At 39.6% G+C, this 13,729-nt stretch carries 13 protein-coding genes and 2 pseudogenes; 4 read left to right on the forward strand and 11 right to left on the reverse strand.

Annotated elements, in window-relative coordinates; genetic code table 11:
- Positions 1-226: 226 nt before the first annotated feature.
- From tatA to JI665_RS23865, 3 genes are all read right to left on the reverse strand, one after another.
- On the reverse strand, positions 227-451 hold the full coding sequence (gene tatA / locus JI665_RS23855; protein ID WP_206844945.1) for a twin-arginine translocase TatA/TatE family subunit: 225 nt from the start codon (positions 449-451) through the stop codon (positions 227-229).
- A gap of 63 nt (positions 452-514) precedes the next feature.
- Positions 515-1,957 carry an alkaline phosphatase PhoX gene (locus JI665_RS23860; RefSeq protein WP_206844947.1) on the reverse strand — a complete coding sequence of 481 codons (1,443 nt, stop codon included), beginning with the start codon at positions 1,955-1,957 and terminating at the stop codon, positions 515-517.
- Between the two features lie 450 nt (positions 1,958-2,407).
- Positions 2,408-3,448 carry an NAD(P)-dependent alcohol dehydrogenase gene (locus tag JI665_RS23865; RefSeq protein WP_206844949.1) on the reverse strand — a complete coding sequence of 347 codons (1,041 nt, stop codon included), beginning with the start codon at positions 3,446-3,448 and terminating at the stop codon, positions 2,408-2,410.
- Between the two features lie 241 nt (positions 3,449-3,689).
- Between JI665_RS23865 and JI665_RS23870 the strand changes: the two genes are divergently transcribed.
- Entirely contained in the window at positions 3,690-4,100 is a 411-nt protein-coding gene (locus JI665_RS23870; protein ID WP_113884146.1) for a MerR family transcriptional regulator, read from the forward strand.
- Between the two features lie 324 nt (positions 4,101-4,424).
- Here JI665_RS23870 and JI665_RS29285 read toward each other — a convergent pair.
- The 5 genes and pseudogenes from JI665_RS29285 to JI665_RS23890 form a co-directional block, all read right to left on the reverse strand.
- Positions 4,425-5,003: pseudogene (locus JI665_RS29285) on the reverse strand (ZinT family metal-binding protein); the annotation flags it as partial.
- Positions 5,004-5,063: 60 nt separating this feature from the next.
- A pseudogene (locus tag JI665_RS29290) lies at positions 5,064-6,086 on the reverse strand (metal ABC transporter solute-binding protein, Zn/Mn family); the annotation flags it as partial.
- Between the two features lie 109 nt (positions 6,087-6,195).
- Positions 6,196-6,675, reverse strand: coding sequence for a GNAT family N-acetyltransferase (locus tag JI665_RS23880; protein WP_206845229.1), 480 nt, complete (start codon positions 6,673-6,675; stop codon positions 6,196-6,198).
- An 86-nt stretch (positions 6,676-6,761) separates the two neighbouring features.
- On the reverse strand, positions 6,762-7,295 hold the full coding sequence (locus JI665_RS23885; protein WP_206844954.1) for a GNAT family N-acetyltransferase: 534 nt from the start codon (positions 7,293-7,295) through the stop codon (positions 6,762-6,764).
- A 32-nt stretch (positions 7,296-7,327) separates the two neighbouring features.
- Entirely contained in the window at positions 7,328-7,987 is a 660-nt protein-coding gene (locus JI665_RS23890; protein ID WP_206844955.1) for an RNA polymerase sigma factor, read from the reverse strand.
- 92 nt (positions 7,988-8,079) lie between these two features.
- Here JI665_RS23890 and JI665_RS23895 point away from each other — a divergent pair, with 92 nt between their 5' ends.
- The 3 genes from JI665_RS23895 (at position 8,080) to JI665_RS23905 (ending at position 11,127) form a co-directional block, all read left to right on the forward strand.
- Positions 8,080-8,490, forward strand: a complete 411-nt coding sequence (locus tag JI665_RS23895; protein WP_206844957.1) for a VOC family protein — start codon at positions 8,080-8,082, stop codon at positions 8,488-8,490.
- 211 nt (positions 8,491-8,701) lie between these two features.
- The gene (locus tag JI665_RS23900) at positions 8,702-9,481 is read left to right on the forward strand and encodes an ABC transporter ATP-binding protein (RefSeq protein WP_206844959.1); all 780 of its coding nucleotides are present in this window, start codon (positions 8,702-8,704) and stop codon (positions 9,479-9,481) included.
- Between the two features lie 2 nt (positions 9,482-9,483).
- Entirely contained in the window at positions 9,484-11,127 is a 1,644-nt protein-coding gene (locus JI665_RS23905) for a hypothetical protein (protein ID WP_206844961.1), read from the forward strand.
- Positions 11,128-11,372: 245 nt separating this feature from the next.
- Here JI665_RS23905 and modA read toward each other — a convergent pair whose 3' ends face one another.
- From modA to JI665_RS23920, 3 genes are all read right to left on the reverse strand, one after another.
- Entirely contained in the window at positions 11,373-12,179 is an 807-nt protein-coding gene (modA, locus tag JI665_RS23910) for a molybdate ABC transporter substrate-binding protein (protein WP_206844963.1), read from the reverse strand.
- Between the two features lie 189 nt (positions 12,180-12,368).
- Complete coding sequence (locus JI665_RS23915) at positions 12,369-12,560, reverse strand: hypothetical protein (protein WP_244671311.1); 192 nt, start codon at positions 12,558-12,560, stop codon at positions 12,369-12,371.
- 521 nt (positions 12,561-13,081) lie between these two features.
- Positions 13,082-13,642, reverse strand: coding sequence for a DUF4256 domain-containing protein (locus JI665_RS23920; RefSeq protein ID WP_244671313.1), 561 nt, complete (start codon positions 13,640-13,642; stop codon positions 13,082-13,084).
- Positions 13,643-13,729: the final 87 nt, after the last annotated feature.

Genomic DNA, 13,729 nt, shown 5'->3' on the forward strand with positions numbered 1-13,729 from the left:
AGGTGAAGCACTTATTGCAATGAATCTCTTTTACGGAAGTTTCCTTGCTTTCTTCCGTTAATTTGAGTGGACTAGTGGCTGTCATTAAAAGAACACCCTTTCTATTGGAAGCAGGTTGAATTTTTTCAATTCATTTGATAAACAGGGAGAGAAAATGACTCTATCCTCCTCCCTGTTCTTTAAAAAAAGCGAGAATTCCGGTAAAAAGCTGGCTTTAGTTCACAGTCTAGCTTTCCTTTGTCTCTACTGCCTTTAGTTGGGTTTTCTCTTTCACATTTTTCGTTTCTTCATTCTCTTCAGCACCATTTACTAAGTCACGGGTCGCTTTCTTGAATTCCTTCAACGTATTGCCAAAAGCTCGTCCAATTTCCGGAAGCTTTGAAGGTCCAAATATAATTAATGCAATCACCAGGATTAAAATAAGCCCGGGTATCCCAATATTCTGCAGCATCCTGCACCTCCGTAATCTGGAACCTCCAGAGAATTTACATTAAAACTCATCTAAATATTGCAGTTATAAAATAGGCACTCCATGACGCTCTAATGCAGCTGCTTCCAGGATGCTCACTCCTTGCTCTTCGGCAAGTGATGCGACTTTGCCGGACACAATCGGGCCGAGGCCGGCAGGCGGAGCAGCATGTCCCATGGCTTTTTGGCGGGCAGAGTTTCGCCTTGCAAATGGTCCCCATATCGCAAATGTGATACCTGGGGTTTGAATATTTACAAAGAACGTATTTCCATCAGGGGAGAATGCCGGTCCGGCAAATTCAGAGCCATTCAATGTGTTCTCAGCAAAGGTATACACCTTTCCCTCAGGTGTCAGGCCAATGATTCTATCATTCCCGCCTCCATCCTCTGCAATCCAAAGGTCACCCCAGGGACTCATACAAATATTGTCTGGCATTTCCAATTCATTTTTATCAGTAGATTCATAAAAAAGTTCTAATGTATTTGTAGCAGGAAAGTAGCGGTAAACACGGCCAAGGCTGCCATCCCCGGCACTCGTATCGTCAAACCAGAACACACCGGCAGAGAAGAACGCACCTTCTAAGCGGCTAAACTGAATACAGCCCTTGTCTTTGGCATCCTGCTGTGCGCGTTCAGGATTGATATCCTTCCAAACGACGCCAAATTTTTGTCCTTTTTCAAACGAACTTGCTTTAGATGCCGGAATTTCATCGATTGCCAATGCCTCCAATTTCCCTCCTTTTTGAAGAGAGCCGAGAGTCTGGGTGCGGTCATTTGGAGTAAACCGATATAGGAAGCTTGGGCTCGCATCTTCTGTCAGATACCATATCCCTGTCGCAGGATCGACTGCACAGGCTTCATGAGAGAAGTAACCCATATCACGGATTGGGGTTTTCGACAGTTCGTTTTCCGGATCAAGCGGATTGACTTCAAAAACAAAGCCATGTCCCAATTCCCTTGTCTCTTCACATGTTAACCAAGTCCCCCAGGTGGTGGAGCCGCCGGCACAGTTGCGAATTGTACCAGAACTTGTCACATACTCCTGAATAACTTCTCGGTTCGAACCAACGACTAATGCGGTTGTACCTCCAGCAGCACCTTTGCTCCAAGGATTTTTTCCGTTTACAGGGTATTGAGAATTTGTGCTGTTTTCATGATTGCGTACAAGAATAGTAGTATTCTTCTCACCTCTATAAGCAGCCATTCCATCAAGCATTGCAGGCACGAGGTCACCGTTTGACATTTTATCGCCCGTTTTGGATATAATTTTGTAATGGAACCCTTTAGGAAGATCTAATATTCCATTTGGATCCTTTACTAATGGGCCATATCCGCCAAAACCACTAGTTGGATTGTTCCCTTGTGCTGCAGCCAATGTCTTTGTGATGCCGCCTAAAGAATAGACACCCGATGCTCCTAAAGCAACTGCTAACGTACCTGCTCCTCCAGCTTTTAAAAAATCCCGTCTGTTCATGCCGCTATTGCTCAATCTCATCCGCCTCCTGATAAATAATTTGATGACTTATGATTCTTTGCTTCCGTATCCACTATCATAAGTTATCAGACTATTCTTAAATGAATATTAAATTTATGTAAGGCTTTAGTAAAAACGTTATTACAAATACCGATTAATTTCTCATTAATGAACTGGTTTGCTTCTTGAAATAGGCGTTAAAAAGATTTACATTTTCATAGATTCAGGATCTAATTAAAAGGACTTATAAATAAAAACAACAGCAAAACTTTGACCTGCTTTTCGTCAGTACTTTATTCATATGGAATCTATCTGTCCTTTGGGGCTGAAATGATACGACTGAGAATTATTGGAGAACAACTTCAATCCCTATAAGCTATTTTTGTACGATCATTCGAAAAAAAAAAGTGTCTTGAAAGCCAGCCTTTCAAGACACCTTACAATGATTAACTTATCATTCACACATCACATTGTGCTGATATCAATCACAAATCGATACTTCACATCTGATGCTAATACGCGCTCGTAAGCTTCATCTATTTGATCAGCTGTAATGACTTCAATCTTTGGAGCGATGTTATGTTTTGCACAGAAATCCAGCATATCCTGAGTCTCACGGATGCCTCCAATCATAGAACCCGCAAAGGAACGGCGATGGCCGATGAGCGAGAACACATTGACTGACAATGGCTCTGCAGGAGCACCTACGTTAACCAATGTTCCATCAAGCGTGAGCAGCGAGAAGTAAGCATCTATGTCGATCTTTGCACTTACCGTGTTAATAATTAAGTCAAACGTTCCGGCAAGTTTTTTGAACGTTTCCTGGTCGTTTGTGGCAAAGTAATGATCTGCACCGAATTGCAGGCCGTCTTCTTTTTTATTCAATGTTTGCGAAAGGACGGTCACTTCTGCACCCATGGCATGTGCAATTTTAACAGCCATATGGCCAAGGCCGCCCATACCGACAACCGCTACTTTCCTGCCTGGCCCAGCTTCCCAATGATTTAGCGGCGAATAAGTGGTAATACCCGCACAAAGCAGCGGGGCTGCCACGTCAAGCTCAATGCTGTCAGGAATTCTGAGTACAAATTCTTCCTGTACTACAATGTGCGTAGAATATCCGCCTTGAGTAGGCTCGCCGTATTTGTCCACACCAGCATAGGTTTGGATATTTCCTTTGAGGCAGTATTGTTCTTCTCCTTTACAGCAGTTTTCACACTCACCGCAGGAGCCAACCATACATCCGACTCCTACCCGGTCTCCTGCCTTGTACTTTGTAACCTCAGCTCCTACTTCCGCAACAATTCCTGCAATCTCATGCCCGGGTACAAGCGGATAGTTCACAGGCCCCCACTCCCCATGAGCAGTATGAATGTCAGAATGGCATATGCCAGCATATTTAATTTCAATCAGAACATCATGCAAATCCAGATCGCGCCTTTTGATTTCAGCCGCTCTAAACGGCTTGTCCGGACCATCAACAGCCCGCGCTTTAGCAGTTATCATGAATAAACCCTCCCGAGAATATTTTAAGAGAATGATAGTTTTAATAGAAATCAATTAAGTTCCCATCGTTTTTCTCTTTTCACCACCATGTTAAGGCTTATAGTTAACTCTAGGTCAAGTGATAAATTCTATTTTTTCAATCCCAGTAAAGTGACTTTGACATTAGTTAAATACCATGATATTCTCACGTCATACCTTATAGTTAACTCTAGGTCTAATCTATAAGAATAGGAGATAAATAATGAAGACATACACAATCAGCGAAGTGGCAAAAGAATTGAATCTGACAGTTTATACCCTACGCTACTACGATAAGGAAGGTCTGATGCCCTTTGTAGAACGGACCCCCAGCGGAAACCGTTTATTTAAAGAATCCGATCTTAGTGCTCTAAAAGTGATTGAATGCCTGAAAGCCACCGGAATGCCTATTAAAGAGATTAAAAATTTCATTGATTGGTGTTCTGAAGGGGATGCCACACTGCAGCAAAGATATGACATGTTTCTGGAGCGAAAAGCAAATGTAGAAGCACAAATGGAAGAACTAAGAAAAACAATGGAAGTCATCGAGCATAAATGCTTATACTACAAGACTGCACTGGAAGCCGGAACGGAAGATATTCATAAAGAAGATAAAATAGAGATTAATAGCTAAAGCCGCCTGTATTTAATACAGGCGGCACTTTTTAACTTAAAAGCGATCTAATAAAAATTACAGTAAACATCCAATCATGTTTTTCTTGATTATAGAAAAAATAGAATCTGCCGCAATCTGCAATGTTAAAATGGGCCTTTTCTTCAGAGCCGGGAACATTCTAGTTTCTTGCCTTACATACTAGATTTCTTTTTGATTTCATCGTGAAGTTTAAAGCATATTTTTCATCTAATTTGCTATCTGATATTCTGCAGAACCAGTTTCTTCTTTTAGTACGTAATAATGAATCTCTTAATTCATCATCCTCCTATTCTGCTCCGTATTTTAGTGCTCCATCATTTCATGGGCAATGTCATGGCCATCCATGTCAGATGGATAGTACGTAGGCCAATGGGTAACTTCATCCAGCAATTTTTCCCGGTCGTCACCCCAATACAGGTGATAGTGACTAGCTTCTGTCGGATAGATGCTATGATCACTAAACTGAATATATTGAGGAAGACCTTCAGCTTTTGCTTCTAGTTTAAATACATATCTAACCCCTCTATTTCCCGCATCATATGTTAGAATTTCATACCCATCGTAGATATACTCCCCAGAATATTCTTCTCCGTTTTTGAAAAACGTTACCTTATTCCCCTGTATCTGAATTCGTCCAACATTTGTTTGGTATCCTTCATTATAATATTCCTTATATTCTTTAGCTGTCATCTCACCCCCATGCTCTGCTTTATGAGCAAATACTTCGTCAAGGGTGCCATCTTGAAGATATGGGTATACTGACTGCCAGTCACCTTCCCAGTCGGATAAGGATCGATCCTTCACTTGACTGTTTTCAAAATATCCTTCATAAATTTTTGCTGTTTCTTCATTATGTGAATGAGTATGGCCATGATCGTGTTCATCCTCCTCATTTGTTTCAGATGATCCCTGGGATGATGGTACTGATAAAGCTTTTGTCAGTTCTTCTAAGTTGTGCTGCATGAGCGTAAAGTAGTCCTCATTATTCTTTATATCTTCTTCTGTTAAAACCGATAAATTGTGTATACGTAAAGCCTCTGCATCAATTTCCTTCCTAACTATGTCTGCCACTTTCGGAGTTATATTCTGTTCAAAAAATACATGCTTCAAACCATGCTTTTCAGCAGTCTTAATGATGTTTTGCACCTCTTTATGTGAGGGCTCGTTAGCAGGGCTCAAACCGGATACTGCGATTTGCTCGATCCCATAGCTTTTCTCCCAATAGCCATAAGCAGCATGAGAAACAATAATTTTATTTTCAGGTAAATTTCCAAGTTGTGTACGGAAGTCCCGGTCTAAGTTTTCGAGCTTCCCTTTCAGCTCCTCAAAGTTTTGGTTAAAAATCTCTTCTTGCTCAGGTTTTAATTCAACTAATAAATCTTTTATATGCTCTGCCAGTTGAATAGATCGAATAGGATCCAGCCAAACGTGAGGATCTTGATCCCCATGATTATGTCCAGCATGTTCGTCCTCATGACTGCCTTCTTCTTCATGCTCATGGCCGCCATCCTCTCCTTCATGGTCATGTACATGCTTTTCCAAGATAATTTCTTTTGATGCTTCAAGTACCTTGACGTCATCAGATTGAATAGTTTCCGAGATTTTGTTTGCGTATGATTCCAAACCTGCCCCATTATAAATAAAAGCATCAGATTCAGATATTTTTATCATATCGCTGGTGGTTGGTTCATATGTATGCGAGTCTGATCCCGGTGGCAGAATAGACTCCACAGAAGCTTGATCTCCTGCGATTTGTTCAGCAAAAAACTGAAGAGGATATACGGTTGTATAAATCTTTAACTCTTTGCTGGATCCTTTTGGTTCCCTCTCACTTTCACTGCTGTTTGCAGCTTTTCCTCCACACGCAGCCAGCGTAAAGATGACTATAAATAAACTAAGTAAACCTGCGAATCTTTTTAACAATGTTATTCCCCCTTTACTTAGGGAATATTTTATCGTAATCATTACGATTTGTAAATAGTAATCATTACGATTTTGGTACTGTACTCTTTCAACTCCTTTGTTTAAAAAGAAAAAGCTGCTATATTTGCAGCTAATTTTGCATAAGCACCCATTAGTTCAATACCTTTATCAATTCAATTTCATCTCTGATTGGAATACCATCATTTCCAATTAAGGGTATCTCGGGTTTTACCTTCCTTGCTTTCTCAACCGCATTTAGAATAATTTGGGACAGGATAAATCCTCGTTTCTGATAAAATTTTAATGCTAATAAATTATCGTTTGTTGTTATAAGTTTAACGATTTTACAATTTTTCTTGATAGCAAGATTTTCTACTTCTTGAACTAACGATGTACCTATCCCCTTCCCTTCTTCCATACTATCTAAGGATATAATTTCGCATTCATTATCTATAATTAGGTAAGTAATTAAGCCAAGGATTTTGTCTTCTTCATTTATAACAGCAAAACCATCCAGTGCACTGCAATCATAAATCCCACTGGATGTAACCATTTCCGGGCTTCCCCAATGCAGTTTAAAAAATTCTATTATTTTATTTTTTGGTAAATCCTCAACTGCGTAAGGTTTCATCAAAGCCACCTCAAATGTTATATAACTCTTCTTCATAATAAGCCACCTGCCTGGCAAGGTTTCACCTTAATTCTCCTATACAGAGTCTACCTTTTATCTTTAAGAATTGAATATACATAGGTATCGTGTGCTTCTCCATTTTGCTGCATATAATCTCTTAGAATACCCTCCTTTTGAAACCCGGCTTTAGTCAGCAGTTTATTAGATGCCTTATTATCCATAAATACAACTGCCCCAATACGAGTAAGTTCCAGCTCCTCAAATCCATATTGAATAACTTTCGATACAGCTTCGAAAGTATAGCCTTTTCTCCAATGTTCAGGATGTATCTCATATCCTATTTCTGCCCGCCTATGTTTGAGAGACAATGCATTGAAGCCAACAGTCCCTATTATTCCTTTCTTCCCTTTAAGTTCAATTCCCCAGCGCATTCCTTTTTTCTCCCTGCAGCTATTTGCAAAAAAGTCAATAAATGCTTCAGCTTGTTCCATCTTTTCTAATGTTTCCTGCCCATAGTAACGAGTCACATTGTCATTTGAAAAACAAGCAAATATACTCTCAGCATCTTCTTTCAAGATTTCTCTCAGCTTCAATCTATTAGTCTCTAAAGTCGGTATCACTTTTTTCTCCCCTTACCTTCTATAGCTATACACTATCTTGATAATATCTGAAGAATATTTCCATCAGGATCTGAAATAAAAATGGCATGGAAACCCGTCTCTCTATTGGCAATTACCTTGAAATGTTCTGTCTGCAGCAGTCGATAATAGTAAAATATCTTTAACGGCTGCTGGTTTTTAATGGCTAATGAAAATTCTTTTAATAAATTGTCATTGAATGGCTGTTTTCCAGTAACTAGTGAAGTACTTTTTTTCAATGAATTTCTTGCCCGGTGAAGGGCTGTTTTAATGGATTCATTACTGACTCTCAGCATTGCGGCGATTTCTTCAGAGGTATATTGGAACACATCTTTTAACGTTATTAGCATTGCCTGACGGAGTGGAAGTGTACAATATAAGATTTCTACTAAACTGTCCCACTCCGTAAAATCCCAGCTTTTCGCGAATAATTCATGAGGGTCCGTCAGAATTTCACTTTTCTTGCGCTTTTCATCAATATAAATATTTCTGGCAATGGTGTACAAATAAGTTATGTTCATCACCCGGTCTGGCTCTTTTTCTCTTATTCTGATCCATTTAATCATTGTCTCCTGGGTTAGATCCTCGGCCAGCCATTCTGAGGATGTTAAGGATAAACAATATTTATATAGCCTCAAAGAAATTTCCTCAACAGTTAAAGATTCAGTAATCATTTTTCCTCCAATAAAATATTTTCATTATTTTGTAACTTTTCTTTTATTATAATCGTTTGTATAGGAACAAAAAATAAGGAGTGTGATCTTGCATGTTTAAGGTCGGCAGTATTTTTATTCCGGTTACGGATTTGGAAAGGTCAAAAAAATGGTATGAAGTAAACCTTGGTCTAACGAAAGTAGATGAGTGGCAGGAAAACGGGGCTGATCATGGTGTGGGCTATGTTTTTAAGACTGACACCACAGGTCTTGCTTTAATAAAGGTAGAAAAGCCTCAGCCAACAGAATTTACTGTCAAAGGGAAAAATAAAAACGTCTATTATAATTTCGAAGTAGATGACATCCAGCAAGCTTACGATCGGTTGAAACAAAATGGAGTGGAAACAACAGGCATTCATGATTATGGGATGATGAAAGGGTTTGATTTCTTTGACCTTGATGGGAATGCCTTCAGTGCAGTAAGTGAAGAACTGAATTCGCTGTACCATAAAGACAATATGTAAACGTAAATAGTGGAAGCAGCCAACGATGTGCTTCCACTAACCTGGCTTTTAGCCTGCGAGGATACTCCCTGCTCCATTAACCTTGAATTCTTATCCCCTCAGCTTTACATCGCAATTAATAAAAAAGGAATTCCCAAATCCCCCTTTAGCAAACAACAAATCTAATGTTACACTAGAATTAATGGAATATTTTAGAAATGGGGTTAAGGTGATGGGGGAAGTTATATTAGAGATTAGTGATTTGAGAAAGAAATATGGTCCGAAGTCCGTGCTGAATGGTGTATCTTTTCAGGTAAAAAGCGGGGAAATCATCGGGTATATCGGCCCGAACGGCGCTGGAAAAAGCACCACTGTCAAAATCATGCTTGGCATTGAAGATGACTATTCAGGACAGGTCAAAATCTTTGGCCAGGATATTTCGGATGGAAATATCGATTATAAAAGAAAAATCGGATACGTGCCGGAAATCGCTGAAGTATACGATATTTTGACCGGCCAGGAATATTTAACCTTTGTTGGCGAATTGTATGGTCTCGATTCGGACCTCGCCAGTGATAAGGCAAAAAGCCTGATGGAACTATTCGGCATAGGGGAAGTCTACCATTCCCGGATCGCTTCTTATTCAAAAGGAATGCGCCAAAAGCTTCTCATTATCTCGAGCTTACTGCATAATCCGGAACTTCTGTTCTTTGATGAGCCCATCAATGGCCTGGATGCAAATAGTGTCATGATATTCAAAGAAATTATGGCACAGCTTGCTGAACAGGGAAAAACGATCTTTTATTCTTCTCACATTATGGATGTGGTCGAAAAAATAAGCAGCCGCATTATTCTCCTGCATGCCGGCAGAATTGCTGCTGATGGCACCTTTGAAGAGTTAAGGCAGCAAAATACGGAAGGTTCACTTGAACAGATTTTCAACCAGCTTACGGGATTCAGTGAACATAAGGAACTTGGTGCAAGATTTGTTTCGATCGTAAGGGAGATGTAGGGATGCAGGACTATCGCACTCTTAAACTATTGGATCGTTTTGAGCGGATTTTCAACAGCCTTGGTGTAGATTACAAGATAATGAGAAGACTCCTGCAAGTAAAGCTAACGATGGATGGACGGCGTGTGCCCACCATTTTCTCGCAGAATGCAAAAAAAGACAACAAAGAAAAGAACAATCAGTACATAAAATCTTTATGGATTTACGTATTGTTTGGGCTGTTTTTGATTCCATTTGTGCTAATGGGAGACAATTATCTTTTCCAGATGAGCCTATTTTATGGGATTTTCACCTTTTTCGTTATGACCTCCATGATTTCTGATTTCTCTTCGGTTTTACTGGATATCCGGGACCGCAACATCCTGTTTCCAAAGCCGGTCGACCGAAAAACGATCAGCACGGCAAAAATGGTTCATGTTACGATTTATCTTTCTTTCCTTACCATTGCGCTTACGGGAATCCCTTTGATAGTGGGACTTATCAAAAATGGGCTCTTATTTTTCCTGATTGCTGCCGTAAACATCATCCTGATTGATTTATTGGTTGTTGGTTTAACCGCACTGATCTATTTATCGATATTGCGATTTTTTGACGGGGAAAAATTAAAAGATCTCATCAACTATGTCCAAATTGGGCTGTCCCTTATGATCATGGTTGGCTATCAATTGCTTATTCGCTCTTTTGAGTTAATTGACTTAACGGTTTCGCTTCAGCCAAAGTGGTGGCAGATATTCATCTTTCCAATGTGGTTTGGGGCAAATATCGAAATGATGATGAAGGGCACTTTCCAGCCGTTTTATCTCATCTTTTCAGCATTAGGACTCATTGTTCCGATCCTGTCCATCTGGATTTATATGAAATTTACCAGCACCTTCGAGCAAAACCTGCAAAAGCTTGCTTATCATGGAAAAGCCAAAGAAACGAAACGGAGTAAAGCGGGAGAATTCCTTCTCAGCACCATTTGCCGCTCACCTGAAGAAAGAGCCGTTTTCCGATTTGCCGGCAGCATGATGAGGAATGAACGGGACTTTAAGCTGAAGGCTTATCCGTCTCTGGGTTTTTCCATCGTAATTCCGTTTATTTTTATCATGAATACTCTTCGTGAAGATTTTGCACAGCTATCTGACAGCAAGTCCTATTTAACGATTTATTTTAGTTTGATCATCATTCCGACCATCATGATTCTTCTAAAGTATTCAGGAAAATATAAGGGTGCCTTTATTTACCGGGTTGCTCCACTCAAACAGCTAAAGCCGGTGTTCAGCGGTACCATCAAGGCATTTATCTTTAAGTTATATTTGCCAGTTTACTTGCTTCTAAGTGCACTATTCCTTTTCCTGTTCGGGGCAAAAATTCTGCCTGATCTTGTCGCTGTATTTATCAGTGCCTGTCTATATGCTGTCATTTGTTTTATGGTTCTAAAGAAAACCCTGCCCTTTTCGGAGTCTTTTGATGAGTACAATCAAAACGGCAATAGTGCCATTATATTTGGATTGATGATGATTGTAGCCTTATTTGCCGGCCTTCATTTCGCCAGCACTCTATTGCCGTATGGAATCTATCTGTATTTGGGGCTTGCGATTATTTGCCTGGGCATTTTTTGGAAGCTGGCTTTCAATATTACTTGGGAACAGATTGTAAAATAACCTGCGGGACGATTTTCAAAGGATGGTCATTTTGATATCGGCTAGCCGCTTAGCGTTTTTTAGCTGCCACTTTTGGCAGCTCTCTTTTTGCCTCATACTGTCATCTGATGTTTTATGCGAATTCCAGCTCTCCTGCAATAAAAATAGACATCCCGCAAAAGGAATGCCTTCTAATTTAATCTGGCTGGGATCGTTTGTGTTTTTCCTGGTAACTCGGCAGCCATTACAACTGGTGACTATTTAACTTATTTAAGACCTTTAAACCCATACTTTTCAAAAATACTCATTGAATTTTCATTTTGAAGATAATCATAGAATAACTTGGCTTCCTCTGGATGTCTTGTATCCTTAACCACACCTAAAGGATAAATAATGGCATCATGAGTGTTTTCATCTGCCGTGTCCACAATGTTAACTTTTTCAGATATTAATGCATCCGTTTTATAAACAATTCCAGCATCCACATTATTTGTCTCTACATATGTAAGTACTTGCCGAACATCTTTGGCATACACCACTTTTTCTTCTATGCTTTTCCAAATACCCATATTTTCTAAAGACTCCTTCGCATATTTCCCTGCAGGAACAGACTCTGGAGTGCCGATAGACAATCTATCTGCTTCAGTAAGATCATTAAATGATTTAATTCCCTTTGCTGATTCTTTCGGCACCACCAGAACAAGTTCATTTCCAACTAAATCAATTCCATTCTTTTCTTCAATAAGTCCGTCCCGTACTAATTTATCAAATTTATCCTCTGCAGCTGAAAAGAAAAGATCAGCAGGTGCTCCCTGAGAAATTTGCTGCTGAAGAGAGCCAGATGCTCCAAAATTAAAGTTTACTAGCATATTCGGATGCTCTTTTTCGAAGCTTGCTTCAATATCTGTCAAGGCATCCTGCAGGCTTGCTGCTGCCGAAATAGTCAATTCCACTTTTTCTCCAGTTTCTTCCTGCTTCTCCTTTCCTGTATTTTTAGACTGGTCACTGTTTGAACAACCAGCCAATAATAAAAAAAGTACTATTAACGAAAATAACAGGTATTGCTTTTTCATTATGAATCTCCCTTTCTAATTAGTTATATCTGATTATAACTGCTATAGCTCTGGTTATCAGCGGCCAGGCCATTGTGTCAGATCTCCGGGCAAGAACATATGGCCCCATCTGAAGGCTTTACATCAAAAATAGAAAGCTGCCATAAGGCAGCTGATTTAAAACAGAAAAAATTACTCATTTTTATATTTTCACTGTACCCCGCGCTTTATATCAAAAATCCCTAATGTTCCACAAATTAAAACACCTAATCCCAATATACCGGTAAGAATCCAATTCTTATCCCAGCTGTTGATTAAACTAAATAAACAACCTGACGCAATTAATAATGCTCCATATTTTGCTCGCCATTTTTCCAATTTTGAATGGTTTTCATTACTCAAAATAGTTCCACTCCATTTCAGACCTTTCAATACGTATTTAAGCATCAAGGGGTATTAAAAACACCCTCAGATGTTAAAAATCAGTTAGAAGTACAGTTGCTCAAGAAACCCTATAAATAGGGTTGATATGATAAAGATAGGTATTGAAATGAATATTTTATTTCGCAAACTAATAACCTCGAATCGGCTGTATAACTTACTTACAACGATAAAAAGAATGATTAGGACAGGCACACTTATACATATGGCAATTAAATCAACACGTGTAAAGGGTTTACTGATGTATTTATCAAAGTTGATGTTAATAACAAAAAGTATGGAAAATAAAAAAAATTGATAAAAACAAAATCTACCATAAATCATGGGTGATTACCTCTATTGTGTAATTTTTAATATGGATTCATTATCTGCTTATTAAGGTAGTTCCACAAAAATAGCGTTAATCCCTTCCAGGATCAACGCCTCAATCAGTCTGAGTGCACTACTGCCCTTTTATCTTTACACTTAGATATTCCTCGAATCTAAACCCTCAGCGAGCCGCGGAAACCCCTTGCACCATAGTAGGAATCGGCTCCATTGTGATACACAAAAACAGTGTCGTAGCGGCGGTCACAAAAGATAGCCCCGCCAAGTTTTCTGACATTCTCAGGAGTTTGCACCCAGCTGGAGGTTTTCTTATCTACATGTTCAAGCTCCTGAAGCTCCCGGTATTGCTCTTCTGTTAAAAGCTCAATGCCCATGGCAGCTGCCAAATCCATAGCGCTGTTTTCCGGCTTGTGTTTTTTCCGTGCATCCAGCGCTTCACGGTCGTAACAGACACTTCTGCGGCCTTTTGGACTTTCAGCTGAACAATCATAAAATATGTATTCGCCGGTCTCTTGATCATGGCGGACAACATCCGGTTCACCTTCAGTTCCTTCCATTTCATTGAGTGACCACAATTTTTCAGGATTGGCTTCGAGCTTATCTTGTACATCAGCCCACTCCACACCTTCATGGCGATGCATGTTTTTTTCAAAACGCGCTTTCAGAGTTTCCAGCAGTTCATCACGCTGTTCTGGTGACAGCTCCATATTTTCCATTGTCAAGTTAACTCCTCCTAGTTTTTACTCCATTATAATATAATTATGACCATTAAGGGCTATTTGATAAAAGTGGAGCATCATTAA

This window comes from Bacillus sp. NTK034 (assembly GCF_017303275.1).
In the GTDB taxonomy this organism is placed as follows: Bacteria; Bacillota; Bacilli; order Bacillales; family Cytobacillaceae; genus Cytobacillus.